The organism is Virgibacillus phasianinus, assembly GCF_002216775.1.
In the GTDB taxonomy this organism is placed as follows: Bacteria; Bacillota; Bacilli; order Bacillales; family Amphibacillaceae; genus Virgibacillus_F; species Virgibacillus_F phasianinus.
The window spans coordinates 834,071-847,670 of sequence record NZ_CP022315.1 but is presented as its reverse complement, the minus strand read 5'-3'; the positions used below and the strand labels follow the sequence as shown (position 1 = coordinate 847,670).

Annotated in this window: 13 protein-coding genes; 7 read left to right on the top strand and 6 right to left on the bottom strand. The window is 41.2% G+C overall.

The window, feature by feature from the left end:
• Positions 1-322 precede the first annotated feature (322 nt).
• Together abc-f and CFK37_RS04300 are read left to right on the top strand one after the other, a co-directional pair.
• Positions 323-2,122, top strand: a complete 1,800-nt coding sequence (abc-f, locus tag CFK37_RS04305; protein WP_089060728.1) for a ribosomal protection-like ABC-F family protein — start codon at positions 323-325, stop codon at positions 2,120-2,122.
• Between the two features lie 148 nt (positions 2,123-2,270).
• A complete protein-coding gene (locus CFK37_RS04300; RefSeq protein ID WP_089060727.1) occupies positions 2,271-2,723 on the top strand; it encodes a DUF2269 family protein in 453 nt (150 codons plus the stop codon).
• A gap of 38 nt (positions 2,724-2,761) precedes the next feature.
• Here the strand turns inward: CFK37_RS04300 and CFK37_RS04295 are convergent, their stop codons facing one another.
• The 3 genes from CFK37_RS04295 to CFK37_RS04285 are packed head-to-tail and all read right to left on the bottom strand — an operon-like array spanning position 2,762 to position 6,318.
• Positions 2,762-4,639, bottom strand: coding sequence for a PTS fructose transporter subunit IIABC (locus CFK37_RS04295; RefSeq protein ID WP_089060726.1), 1,878 nt, complete (start codon positions 4,637-4,639; stop codon positions 2,762-2,764).
• The gene (gene pfkB / locus CFK37_RS04290; protein WP_089060725.1) at positions 4,640-5,569 is read right to left on the bottom strand and encodes a 1-phosphofructokinase; all 930 of its coding nucleotides are present in this window, start codon (positions 5,567-5,569) and stop codon (positions 4,640-4,642) included. It abuts the gene before it with no gap.
• Positions 5,566-6,318: a DeoR/GlpR family DNA-binding transcription regulator gene (locus CFK37_RS04285; protein ID WP_089060724.1), complete on the bottom strand. Its 753-nt coding sequence runs from the start codon at positions 6,316-6,318 to the stop codon at positions 5,566-5,568. Before CFK37_RS04285 ends, pfkB begins: the two co-directional genes overlap by 4 nt.
• A 233-nt stretch (positions 6,319-6,551) precedes the next feature.
• On the opposite strand from CFK37_RS04285, the gene CFK37_RS04280 reads away from it, so the two are divergent.
• Positions 6,552-7,088 carry an HD domain-containing protein gene (locus CFK37_RS04280; protein ID WP_089060723.1) on the top strand — a complete coding sequence of 179 codons (537 nt, stop codon included), beginning with the start codon at positions 6,552-6,554 and terminating at the stop codon, positions 7,086-7,088.
• Positions 7,089-7,324: 236 nt separating this feature from the next.
• On the opposite strand, the gene CFK37_RS04275 is transcribed toward CFK37_RS04280, so the two are convergent.
• Positions 7,325-8,335: a D-alanyl-D-alanine carboxypeptidase family protein gene (locus tag CFK37_RS04275; RefSeq protein WP_089060722.1), complete on the bottom strand. Its 1,011-nt coding sequence runs from the start codon at positions 8,333-8,335 to the stop codon at positions 7,325-7,327.
• Between the two features lie 171 nt (positions 8,336-8,506).
• Between CFK37_RS04275 and CFK37_RS04270 the strand changes: the two genes are divergently transcribed.
• Together CFK37_RS04270 and CFK37_RS04265 are read left to right on the top strand one after the other, a co-directional pair.
• Positions 8,507-9,127, top strand: a complete 621-nt coding sequence (locus tag CFK37_RS04270; protein ID WP_089060721.1) for an alpha/beta hydrolase — start codon at positions 8,507-8,509, stop codon at positions 9,125-9,127.
• Entirely contained in the window at positions 9,124-9,744 is a 621-nt protein-coding gene (locus CFK37_RS04265; protein WP_089060720.1) for an NAD(P)-dependent oxidoreductase, read from the top strand. Before CFK37_RS04270 ends, CFK37_RS04265 begins: the two co-directional genes overlap by 4 nt.
• Positions 9,745-9,781: 37 nt before the next feature.
• On the opposite strand, the gene pepT is transcribed toward CFK37_RS04265, so the two are convergent.
• A complete protein-coding gene (gene pepT / locus CFK37_RS04260) occupies positions 9,782-11,014 on the bottom strand; it encodes a peptidase T (RefSeq protein ID WP_089060719.1) in 1,233 nt (410 codons plus the stop codon).
• Positions 11,015-11,144: 130 nt separating this feature from the next.
• Between pepT and CFK37_RS04255 the strand changes: the two genes are divergently transcribed.
• Positions 11,145-11,987, top strand: a complete 843-nt coding sequence (locus CFK37_RS04255; RefSeq protein WP_089060718.1) for a sulfurtransferase — start codon at positions 11,145-11,147, stop codon at positions 11,985-11,987.
• 11 nt (positions 11,988-11,998) lie between these two features.
• Positions 11,999-12,565 (top strand): DNA-3-methyladenine glycosylase I, encoded by a 567-nt coding sequence (locus CFK37_RS04250; RefSeq protein ID WP_089060717.1) that lies wholly within the window; start codon positions 11,999-12,001, stop codon positions 12,563-12,565.
• A gap of 33 nt (positions 12,566-12,598) precedes the next feature.
• Here CFK37_RS04250 and bioB read toward each other — a convergent pair whose 3' ends face one another.
• Entirely contained in the window at positions 12,599-13,591 is a 993-nt protein-coding gene (bioB, locus tag CFK37_RS04245; RefSeq protein WP_089060716.1) for a biotin synthase BioB, read from the bottom strand.
• Between the last annotated feature and the right edge of the window lie 9 nt (positions 13,592-13,600).

Genomic DNA, 13,600 nt, shown 5'->3' with positions numbered 1-13,600 from the left:
TATAATAAATTCATAAGCGATTTGATAGATTTGATAGGAATAATTTTCTGAAAAGTAATTTGACATTTTAAAGTAATCTGCGTATGATAAAAGAAATTAACGAAAGGGGGACATATCCTAAAATGAAGTAATAACACGTTTATCCACTTATGTTTGAATAACATCAAACGAGCGTTTCTGTCTGTATGAAACGAATGGGATACGTGTGAACTTTTTAGGATAGCCTTTTTTCTGTACGTACGTCTATCCATACCACGATTTTACCCATTCACAGGCAGCTACCTGTGATTTTTTAATGGATTTTTTAGGCGGGGGTATGTATATGTTTATATTTAAAGCACGGGGATTGCAAAAAGATTGGAATGGGGAGACCCTTTTTGAAAATATTGATATAGAATTAAGGGAAGGGGAACATCTCGCATTATTCGGACGAAATGGTGTTGGAAAAACCACATTGTTAAATGGACTGTTGGGAAGAAACTCTTTTGATGCAGGTAATGTGCAACGATTTATTCCACCGGATAATTGGGGGATGCTAGAGCAGGCGCCCTCCACCAGTGCAGCATTAACTACCATTGACTTTGTTCAATCAGGTGCAAAAGAAGAATTTAAACTAAAAAAAGAACTTGAACATTTACAGATGCAAATTGGTGAAAGTAATAGTGAATTACTTGATGACTATAATTCTGTTTACGAACAGTTTTTGGCAATGGATGGGTACAATTTGGAGCCGGATGCGGAGAAATGCTTGGAAGAAGTAAAACTGGTGAAACGAACATGGCATACGGATTTCAGTCAACTAAGTGGCGGGGAAAAAACCAGAGCACAGTTAGCGCGGATTCTTATGCAAAAGCCTGCGTGCATTGTAATGGATGAGCCAACGAATCACCTGGATCAGGCGACAATCGAATGGCTGGAATCCTGGATGCAGTCCTATACCGGCGCTGTTTTGTACGTGTCCCACGACAGGTATTTTTTAGATAAAACTGCCCATGCCATGTATGAATTAACAGCCGGTTCATCCGAACGATTCGTTGGCGGATATAGTGCATACCGTGAACAAAAGGAGATAGAGCGAAGAACCCAGGAAGCGCTTTATCAAAAGCAAAAACAAAAAAGAGCTGCACTCGAACAAACAATCCGCAACTATCAACAATGGTTTCAGCAGGCACATAAAGCTGCCGGAACGGATGATTTCGCGCGGGCAAAGGCAAAGAAAAATGTTTCCCGTTTTAAGGCGAAAGAAAAAGAATTAGAGCGACTGGAAGACCAGCAAGTTGGAAAACCAATGGATAACAAAGAATTGAATCTAAAACTTGAGGGTAGTGCATTTTCAGCAAAACGGCTGGTGCATGTTGAAAAGATGTCTTTTGGTTATGGGCTTGAAAAACCATTGTTTATCGATCAAACAGCTACCATCTATCGCGGTGATAAGCTGGCCGTTATCGGCGCTAATGGAACAGGCAAATCAACCTTATTAAAGTTAATTACAGGAACCCTTACGCCAGATGCTGGAGAAATTCGATTAAATCCGCAAACTAGGATCGGCTATTTTGCACAGGAGCTTGATAATCTGGACGATAATAAAACATTGCTTGATAGCATGCTGGAACTGCCAGACATGACACAAACAGAAGCACGAACAATTTTGGGATGTTTTTTATTTACCCGTGAAGATGTGTTCAAGCAAATTAAAAATTTAAGCATGGGTGAGAAATGCCGTGTGGCGTTTTTAAATCTTTATTACAGTAAGGCAAATTTACTAGTGCTTGATGAACCTACTAACTTTCTGGATGTGGCAACAAAAGAGGTAATTGAGGAAGTTTTACAGGGCTATCCAGGGGCGTTACTTGTAGTTTCCCACGACCGGTTTTTTGTACAAAAAATTGCGAATCGTATCATTCAACTTGGTATGGATCAATGGGTTGATTACCAAGGATCATATGACGAGTTTATCGAGGACTCATCAAAAGAGAAAACGGTGAATGAGGCAGATATCCAAGAGCTCGAATTACGACTGACACAATTAATGGTAACGGAGGATGTGGAGGATGAGTCGGAACAGCGTATGATTCTAGAGGAGATTCGCGCCATTAAAGAGAGACTGGCTCAGTTGAAATAGCGAACTTAGGAGACATGTGGCGGAACTCAGGAGACACTAACCTGAACCTCGGGCTGCATTTGAGCAAAACACAGGTCACGGAACTGACCCCGGATAGCCAAATAGTGTATGATTAAAGTACATTATTTGGATTATTTGGGGGGAGTCCATGACATTATATACGGTTCTTGTATTCATACATATTATTTCAGCTATAGTAGGGCTTGGTCCCGGTTTTGTGATGATTTATATTGTGACAAACGCTGCGAATATGAACGAGTTGCGCCACGCATATGCAATCAGGCACAGGCTGCACATTTTTGTTATGGTTGGTGGAACGTTATTGCTTATTACCGGTTTGTTAATGGGAGTTATCAATCCAATGCTTTTTCAAATGGGATGGTATATTACTAGTTTACTCCTGTTTTTAATTGCCCTGTCATTTGGCCCGGCTCTTTTGGCGCCAAGTTTTCGGCCGATTAAGGATATGTTGGACAATCACATTGGTAATGAGATTCCACAAGAATACTTTCTGCTGGCGAGGAAACTGTTTTTCTATGAACGTATAGAAAATGCAATCTTTTTAATTGTGATAGCATTAATGATCACCAAGCCTTTTTAATAAAGAAATGAGCCTGCCAATTGACAGGCTCAATTTCTTTATGCTGCTTTCGTTAAATCCTTTTTCAAGATACCTGCTAGTATTGCAGTGACTATAGATCCGGCAACGATCGCTAGAATATATAGAAGAATTTTTACGATACCGCCATCGACAAGGCCAATAACGAATATACCGCCATGTGGAGCTCGCAATGCTATGTCGAACAACATTGTTAGTGCCCCAGTCACAGCAGCCCCTGCCATTGTTGACGGGATAACACGTGCCGGGTCAGCTGCCGCCAGCGGGATTACACCTTCTGTGATAAAGCATGCACCAAGTGCGTATGCTGTTTTTCCAGCATCTCGTTCCGTTTTTGTAAAACGATTCTTGAATAATGTGGTTGCAAGTGCCATGCCAAGCGGGGGCACCATACCTGCTGCCATAACAGTAGCGATAAATGTGTAATTGTGCGCGTCAAGCATTGCGATACCAAATGTATAGGCTGCTTTATTAACAGGGCCACCCATATCAAACGCCATCATCGCACCTAAAATAAGTCCAAGAAGAACTTGGTTTGTTCCGCCCATTCCTTCTAAAAATGCGGAAAGTCCTGTATAGACTTTCGTAAGTGGCGGGTTGATTACCATCATAATGAGTCCAGTTATTGCGATACTGAATAATGGATAAAATAGGACTGGCTTCAATCCTTCCAGGGCATCCGGAAGGCCGGCAAATGCCTTTTTGACTAGCAGTGTTATATAACCAGCTAAGAAACCGGCAATTAGCCCGCCTAGGAATCCTGACCCGCTCCCGGCACCTTCAGCACCTGTGACCGTAATGGCGATAAGTCCGCCAACCATACCCGGTGCAAATCCTGGCCGATCAGCAATACTGGATGCAATAAATCCGGCCAGGACAGGAACCATAAGGAAGAACGCTTTGCCGCCGCCGATTGTATTTAGCATCTTGGCAAATTCATTATCTGATTCAATTCCCCAGAAGAATGAGATTGCAATCAGAATACCACCACCAACAACAAATGGAAGCATGTTTGAAACACCATTCATTAAGTGCTTGTAAAAGCCGCTGCGGGATTCCTTTCCACCTGTGTTTGATTCTGTTTTCTCAGCTTGATATACCGGTGCATCCTTTTTTACAGCCTTATTCAATAGGTCTGTAGCCTCATGGATGGCCTTCCCGACGCCTGTCTGTATAACCGGTTTACCGGCGAATCGCGTCATTTCAACCTTTGTGTCGGCAGCAACAATAATTGCATCTGCCTCGGCAATTTCTTCGTCGGTTAAGCGATTCTTAACACCACTTGACCCATTTGTTTCCACTTTGATGGAAATACCCATTTCTTTTGCAGTTTCGGATAGTTTCTCAGCAGCCATGTACGTGTGGGCAATTCCCGTTGGACAGGCTGTAACGGCAAGGATTTTGGATGAATGACCTTCCACATTTTCTTCTGGTTCATCCACTTCTATTTCTTTTGCATTAACCGCGTCCACTACCTCTTCTTTTGATGAAGCTTGATAAATCTTTTCGCGGAATTTCTCATCCATTAAAAAGGTTGATAACCGAGATAATGCTTCTAAATGGTCATTATTCGCACCTTCACTTGCGGCAATCATAAAAAATAAGTGTGCCGGTTGGCCGTCTAAGGAGTCGAAATCAATCCCAGATTCGGAACGGCCAAATGCGATTGCCGGTACCTTCACAGCGGAAGACTTGGCATGTGGTATAGCGATACTTTCCCCAATCCCAGTTGTACTTTGTTCTTCCCGGCTAAAAATATCGTTAATATATGCTTGTTTATCATTAAGTTTGCCTGCTTTATCCAATTGATTTGCCAGCTCATTCAATGCATCTTTCTTCGACTGTGCTTGCAAATCAAGAATGATTGTATCTTGACTTAATAATTCTGTGATTTTCATTTAGTTCACATCCTCTTCTGTATAAGGGTATAAGGTAACACGTGAAACTAATGCATCGACATCCTTTTGTTCACATAGATCTGTGCGGAATGCGGTAGCACTGCCACTGGCAATCCCATACCGAAATGCCTCATTTATATCTTTTTCCTGGGCATAAGCTGCGATGAACCCCGATACCAGGGAGTCACCCGCGCCAACGGTATTAACCACCTGACCTTTTGGAGCCTCTGCAATTAACACTGCATCATTCGTTACTAAAATGGCTCCGTTGCCACCCATCGAAACAATCACATGTTTGATACCTTGTTCTATTAATCTTTTTGCGTAAAAAATAGCCTCTTTTTTTGTATTGATTGTCGTATTAAATAGATCCGCCAGTTCTTGTTGGTTCGGCTTAAACAGGAATGGTTTCGTATCAATCAGCTGCTTTAATGCGCTTCCAGATGTATCAAGGACAAAATGAATGCCTTTTTTGTGGCAACTGGCTGCTACTGCCTGATAGAATGCTTCTGGGATGGAATCTGGTAAGCTGCCTGCTAAAACAAACCAATCATCGGCTTTAAGTTCTTTTATTTTTTCGAGTAATTCTTTTTGTTGTTCTTGTGTCGTATGTGGACCTGGTCCATTTAGTTCTGATTCACTATCTGCTTTGATCTTTACATTAATACGGGTCGGTTCATTCGTTGCAATAAAATCCGTTTGTACACCTTCAGCCTTGAGAAAGTCCCGGATGTAATCACCAGTAAAGCCGCCCGCAAAGCCGAGTGCTATGCTTTTTGTTTGCAGGCGATTTAAAACACGGGAAACGTTGATTCCTTTGCCGCCCGGGAAATAATAAACCTCTTCTGTACGATTTAATTTACCCGGATGGAATTCTGGTAAATAGACTGTATAATCAATCGACGGTGTAAATGTGCATGTATAGATCATGGTTCTGCCACCTCAATAGTTGTTTTATTCGATAAGGATTGGTAATCCCTTTTTGGTAATGTACCAGTAAGCAAAGTCGCGCTTGACACGTCACCTATTTTAGCGAAGCTTACCCTGTCTAATTTGGTGTGATCTGCCAAAACATACGTCGATTTAGCGAGCGAGCTTGCCTTTTGTTTAACGTTTGCCTCTTCTGGGTCTGGTGTAGTATACCCAAATTCAAGGTGAAAACCATTTACACCAAGGAAGCATTTATCAAACCGGTAATTTTCCAGTGATTGTATGGCTTGCGTGCCAATCAGTGCACTAGTTTTTTGTTTGATGAATCCACCAGTTAAATAGGTAGTTATACCATGTTCGGTCAACAGGTCCACATGTGTTAATCCATTGGTAACAACCACGACCTGTTTATCCTTTAAATAGGGAATCAGCTGTAACGTTGTAGTACCGGCATCAAGGAAAATGCAATCTTCATCTTGGATTAATTGTGAAGCATGTTTTGCAATCATTTGTTTCTCCTGAAGGTTTCTGGTTGATTTTTCGGCGATACTATATTCCTGCAGCTTTTTCTCAGTTAAGGTCGCCCCACCGTGAATCCGCTGTAATTTATGCTGATTCTCCAAATCGGTAAGATCACGCCGAATGGTTGATTCTGAAGCGGCAGTTGCTTCATGAATATCCTGCGTAGTGATTGTTTGCTGTTCAGTTAATAGTTTTAAAATAATTGTATGCCGTTCATTTGTTAGCATATTAAAAACCATCCTTAACTAGTTGGTGACTTCAGTATAAAGCAAACGGTTACATAAATCAATCGCAAACAATCATTATCATTCAAAAACAATCAATAGACAGAATAACATGTTTGAAAAACTTTAAATGGGTAATTATATATTGCAAAACGGAAAGGAGCGTGCTAATGTATTAAACAATATATTTTTATCTGAATAGGATAAAAGACAGAACTTGGAAAGGAGGAAATAAAATGAGAAACGTAACACTTGAAGAAGTATTTATTCATCCCATTACCCAAAAGTATTTGAAACGATCCGGTATGGCACATGCAATCAGAGTTGCCGAATACGCGTTTGAGTTTTCCGTAAAGCACAATGTGAATTCAGACTTGGCAACTAAAGCCGCGTTGTTGCATGATGTTGGCCATTACACATGGTACCGTGATGGTGAATGGGATTATGATTTGTACAAGGAAAATGATATTCATGCGATTAAAGGGGCAAGCCGGGCGCATAAACTGTTAATTCGGATTGGCGAGGATCGGCATGCTGCAAAGGAAATAGCCGTTGCTATACTTTTACACACGGATTCCTATTTACCTGAGGGACACTTGGAATTAAAGCCCCTGCAATATGTGGTATCGCTTGCGGATGAAGCAGATGAAGAATCAGGTGGCAAACACCACTATCGCACCATCAATGATGTGGAGGCGATGGAGCGGATACGCAGCTTGGATAAGAAGATTGACGGCATGAAAGCAAAAAAACAATTTAATAAAATCATATGAATCAAGTAAGCACCTTTTAATAAGTGATGCTTATTTTTTATGGGTTAATAAGAAAAGCGGAAGCGCCCGTTTAGAAGCGGACGCATAAGCAAGGGACCGAAGAACGCATGGGTTTAGCGTTCGAAGTGTCCATTGCTTATGACGGCAGCTTCTGGGCGCTGGAGCTGGACAGATTTTCATTTATCCTACCTGATCTTTTAAAAAACAGACCCGGGGATTCCGGATCCATTTCTGATCTATAGTGCTCCGAGGTACTTTTCCAAGGTGATATCTTTTTCATGGATAACCGTTGCCACTTCTTTCCTAACATACCGCAAGTGCCATGGTTCATATTGGTATTTCGTAATAGCCTCTTTACCTTTTGGGTACCGAATGATAAAGCCAAACTCATGGGCATGGGCTTTCACCCATTTTCCTTCATCGGTTTTGGCAAAACTCGTATTCAGGTTAAAGTTAATATCCGGGCTTGTTACATCCATCGTTAAACCGGTTTGATGCTCACTTTCTCCAGGTCTTGCGCTGTATTTATTAGCAGCATCTTCGCCATCTCTTTCTACATACGCCGTAAAAAGAGCTACCTGTCTATCATAGGAACGGTAGCCAGATTGGGCGTACAAGTCAATGCCTGCTTGATCGCCCGCCTTAAATAAGTCTTCGAGCGCGTGCGCGGCTTCCTTGCGCATATATCGTTTCGGTAAATCCTCTGTAAAAGGGAAACGAACATTTGGCGCGATTAAGTCTTCCGGTATATAACCATCAGGTAAGGCATGGCTTTTATTAACAAGAACGAGCATATCGGTTGGGTTATCTACAACAACTGATTTATTTGGATTTGAAATAGGAACACTTCCTTTCCCTGGTTTTACGGTGAACTTGCCATTTAACGCCTTTTTCATCCAATCTTTTGTATCTGAATTATAGATACCCGAGGCTGGAAGTTTCACTTGCTGTGACTGGAAATCCTTCATAGCCTTAATTGTTTGTTTGTCAAAGTTTCCAGACACGGTAAGCTGGTAGCCAATTTCTTTCATTGCTGTTTGCAGTTCCTTTACTGCATTTCCCTGATCACCTTGTTCCAGTGTAGGGTCCGGTAATGATAGCTTATTACCCTGTATATGTTGTTTCTGTTCGATTGAGAAATCCTTTTTAGCAGAGTGATTTGAAACGGTTGGTTCTGTACATGCTGTAAGTATAGTCGGTAATGATACTAGTAAAATAATCGGTAATAATAGTTTTGTATTTTGCATATCAAAGCGTAGCTCCCCCTGAATTAATTACGACAATTAATAGTATATCATGTGCAGACTAATCACAACATGGGATTTTACCACCGCAAGTCCAATTGATTGATAGAAAAGAAATGTTTCTATAAAATTATCTTTAATTCGAGATAAATTGGGAAAGGATGTTTATATCATATGAAATATATATTTAAAGAAGGCGCAGATAAAAGCAAGCCAACATTATTGCTGCTGCATGGAACAGGCGGTACCGAGCAGGATTTATTGCCTTTGGCCGAAATGGTGGATCCGACTGCATCCGTTTTAAGTGTGCAGGGGAATGTTAGTGAAAATGGCATGCCGCGTTTCTTCCAAAGGCTGGCAGAAGGTGTTTTTGATGAAGAGGATCTAATCCTTCGAACAAATGAGTTACATGAATTTGTTGATCAAGCAGCAAGAGAACATGGATTTGACCGGGAAAATGTTGTAGCAATTGGCTATTCAAATGGGGCAAATATTGCCGCCAGCATGTTATTCCATATTAAAAATTCGCTTAAGGGAGCCATTCTCCACCATCCAATGGTACCAAGGCGTGGAATTGAACTTCCCGATCTAACCGACCGTCCCGTATTTATTGCAGCGGGAAAAAACGATCCGCTTTGCAAACCGGAAGAGTCAGAAGAACTTAAAGAGCTTTTGGAACGTGCAAACGCCTTAGTCGACCTGCAATGGGAAATGAATGGACACCAGCTATCACGTTCAGAAGTGGAAAAGGCAACTGAGTGGTATCAACGGAATTTTGGCTGGGGCAAGGAATGAAGCTGTTGGTATTAGGGGCCTCAGGCAGAGTTGGTCATAAAATTGTTAAGCGTGCTTTGGCCGACCACCACGATGTTGTTGCACTTGTAAGGTCACCTGAAAATTTCAATCTTATTGATGAGTATTTAACGGTTCTAAAAGGTAATGTATTAGAAGAGAATGATCTATTGCGGGCGCTTGATGGTGTCGATGCTATCATTAGTGCATTAAATACTGATCAGAATAACACCTTATCGCGAAGTATGCCAATTATTGTCCAAACAATGGAAAGCCAACAGATCAAGCGACTCATCTCCATCGGCACAGCGGGCATTTTGGATAGTCGCACAGAGCCTAATTTGTATCGGTTTCAATCGAATGAATCGAAGCGGAGAAAAACTATCGCCGCTGAGGATCATTTGAAGGCATATCAATATCTAGAAAAATCGCAGCTGGATTGGACAGTGGTTTGTCCAACCTACCTGCCGGACGGAGAATCTGAGGGTGACTTTCGTGTTGAGGAAAACCTTTTGCCTGTTGATGGAAAACGAATAACAGTGGGTGATACCGCAGCATTTGCGTATTCACTACTTAATAGTAATAATTTTAACAAAGCACGCGTCGGAATCGCGTATTAAGAAAAGCCGAGCCCTTTGGGTTCGGCTTTTACCACTCTTACGCTTGTTCTTCAAACAAGCGGGCAATTTCTACAATTACATTTGTGGCTTTTTCCATATTATCAACGGAGATATACTCAAATTTGCCATGATAATTTTCACCGCCTGTAAAAATGTTTGGTGTCGGCAATCCCATATAGGAAAGCTGGGAGCCATCTGTACCGCCGCGAACTGGTTTTATCAAAGGCTCAATGTCCAGATTTTCCATTGCTTTTTGGGCAACATCAACAATTTCCTTTACGGGTTCAATTTTCTCACCCATATTGTAATACTGGTCATCCATTTTCAACTGTATGCGGTGGTCGCCAAAAATTTCCTTCATGTCAGCAACGGCCTTTTCCATGTACGTTTTCCGGGATTCAAAGTTTTCCTTATCAAAATCACGGATTATATAGGAAATAGCAGTTTTCTCTACATCTCCGTTAATAGAACTTAAATGATAAAATCCTTCATATTTTTCGGTGTGTTCCGGCGTTTCACGTTCAGGGAACTTGCAGATAAATTGGGCTGCCATGGTTCCTGCGTTCACCATTTTATGCTTAGCGGTACCAGGGTGAACACTATTTCCAATAAACGTAATTTCAGCAGCTGCGGCATTGAAGCTTTCATATTGAAGTTCCCCAAGTGGTCCTCCGTCTATTGTATAGGCAAAATTAGCGCCAAACGCTTCAACATCAAATTTATGTGGTCCCCGGCCAATTTCTTCATCCGGGGTGAATGCGACGCGGATGTTGCCATGTTTTATTTCCGGATGGTCAATTAGATAGTTCATTGCAGTCATAATTTCCGCAATCCCTGCTTTGTTATCGGCACCAAGAAGCGTTGTTCCGTCTGTTGTTATAAGGGTATGCCCTTTATAAGCAGGGAGTTCTGGAAACTCTTTTCCTGAAAGAATAATATCCAAATCGGCGTTAAGCACCAAATCATTACCATCATAATTTTTCACAAGCTGTGGATTCACATTTTTCCCTGTGAAATCAGTTGCTGTGTCCACATGCGCTAAAAAACCGATAGTCGGTAATTGCTTATCCGTATTTGACGGCAGCGCAGCCATTACGTATCCATTTTTATCAATGGTAACATCGCTCATGCCAATCTCTTTTAATTCGTCAACTAATAAATTGGCCAACGTCAGTTGCCCTGAAGTGGAAGGGGTCTGTTTATTTTTATCATCTGACTGGGTATCGATTTTTACATATGTAGTAAGCCTTTTAATCAAATCCTGTTTCATTTAGCAATCATCTCCTTTTATGAATTATCATACCTCAAAAAGGGAAATGGAGAAAGATATCTAATTTTTGCCTGATTCAAACTTATGTGAAATACTTTTAACAGGGAGTATTAATAGGAGGAGATTAATAATGTCTTATCTAGTATCGATTGATTGGTTAAAAGAACAATTGGAAAAGCAAAGGGATGACTTGGCCGTTGTGGATGTACGTTTCTCATTAGCGGATCCTGATAAGGGCAGAAGAGCGTATGAACAAGGGCATATTCCTGGAGCGATGTATCTGGATTTGAATAGGGATTTATCCGGACAAGTGGCTGAACACGGAGGAAACCATCCACTCCCAGATATCGATGTTTTTGCAGAAAAGCTAGGTGAAATAGGGATTGATCAACAAACGACTGTGGTGATTTATGATGAAAAAAATGATATGTTTGCTGCTCGTTTGTGGTGGTTACTCGACTACTTGGGCCATAAACAGACCTACTTGCTTGACGGAGGATTCTCGCGCTGGGTTGAACGGGGAAATGTCAGCACTACTGCTATTTCCATCCCGACATTAAAAGTATTTAACCCGGCTGTAGAAAAAGAAAAAATGGTAGACATTAATCAAGTGAAAGAAAGAATAAAAGATAGGTCAGCGGTATTGGTAGATTCGCGATCGAAGGACAGGTACCTTGGAAAAACGGAACCAATGTATGCGAAAGCCGGGCACATTCCCTCAGCCAAAAACTTTTTCTGGAAAGATGTACTGGAGGAAAATGGTCAGTGGAAAAATGAAGCAGCTTTACAAACAAATTTTAAGAATCTATCAAAAGACGATGAAATCATTGTTTCATGTGGTTCCGGTGTCTCCGCTTGCCCCAATATTATTGGATTGAAAATGGCAGGATATAAAAATGTGAAGTTGTATCCTGGAAGCTATAGTGATTGGATCTCTTACGGGGAAAACCAAGTAGAAACAAAAGATGAATAGGGGAATGGAAAATGGTTAAACGTTGTGATTGGACGACATCCGATCAATTGTATATTGATTACCACGATCACGAGTGGGGCAAGCCAACTCATGATGATCAAGAATTATTTGAAATGCTGTGTCTTGAAGGGGCCCAGGCAGGATTAAGCTGGATAACTATATTGAAACGCCGTGATAATTATCGTAAGGCATTTGATAATTTTGATCCTGGAATAATTCAGACATATAATGAAGATAAAATCCAGGAAATTCTTCAGGACGAGGGAATCATTCGTAATAAATTGAAGGTTCGTTCAGTGGTAACGAATGCTGCGGCTTTTTTAAAGATACAAGAGGAATTTGGAAGTTTTGATGCTTACATTTGGAGTTTTGTTGGCGGCCAGCCTATATTAAATGACTGGAAAGAGCATGCGGACGTTCCAGCATCGACTGATGAATCTAAGCAGATGAGCAAGGATCTGAAAAAACGTGGCTTTAAATTTGTTGGACCAACCATTTGTTATGCTTATATGCAATCAACCGGTATGGTAAATGATCATATACAGGATTGTTTCCTTTACCATGGAAAGAGGGGCTAACCTGGATTTTCCAGGCTACCCCTCTAAAAATAATCAAACTGGCATTTCACTTCCTTCATAATCGATTTCAAATCCAAGGTCACGCAGCATTTGATGGTCTTTTGTCCCTTCCTGTCCAGCCGTTGTTAGATAATCCCCGATAAATATAGAATTAGCTGCATATAAACCGAGTGGCTGCAAGCTTCTTAGGTTTACTTCACGCCCGCCGGAAATTCGGATTTCCTTCGTTGGGTTTATAAAACGAAACAATGCCAATACTTTCAGGCAGTATACTGGTGTTAGTTCATCGGTCCCCTCCAGTAAGGTACCATCCATTGCATGCAGAAAATTGACTGGTATTGAATCAGCATCCAGTTCCTTCAATGCAATTGCCATAAGTATGACATCCTGTTTTGTTTCCTTCATTCCGACAATAACACCGGAGCAGGGAGATATTCCTGCACTTTTTGCCTTGTTAACCGTTGCTACCCGATCCTGATAAGTGTGACTCGTTGTAATGTTAGGATGGTGTTTTTCAGAAGTGTTTATATTGTGATTGTAGCGGTCAACACCTGCCTCTTTTAACTGCTCGGCTTGTCCAGGTTTCAGTATCCCAAGGCATGCGCAAACCTTTAAATCATATTTTTGTTTAATTTCTTTTACGGCTGTTGTGACCTGATTTAATTCACGTGTGGTCGGACCACGTCCACTTGCCACGATACAGTAGGTTCCGGAATTTAGTTGGTGTGCTCGTTCCGCTCCTTGGACAATTGTGTCCTTATGCATCATTCGATATTTCTCGATTGGATTAGTAGAATCCCTTGATTGTGCACAATACCCGCAGTTTTCCGGACATGCACCGGACTTTGTATTAATAATCATGTTTAATTTCACTTTGTTGCCATAATAGTGTTTTCTAATCAGATAAGCGCTGTTTAATAATGACAGAATTTCCTCGTCCGGACATTCCAAAATTTGCAGAGCCTCGCCCTCTGTTAACGTATATCCCTCAATAACTTCCTTTGCTAACGCATGAAAATTTAACATCCAATTCCT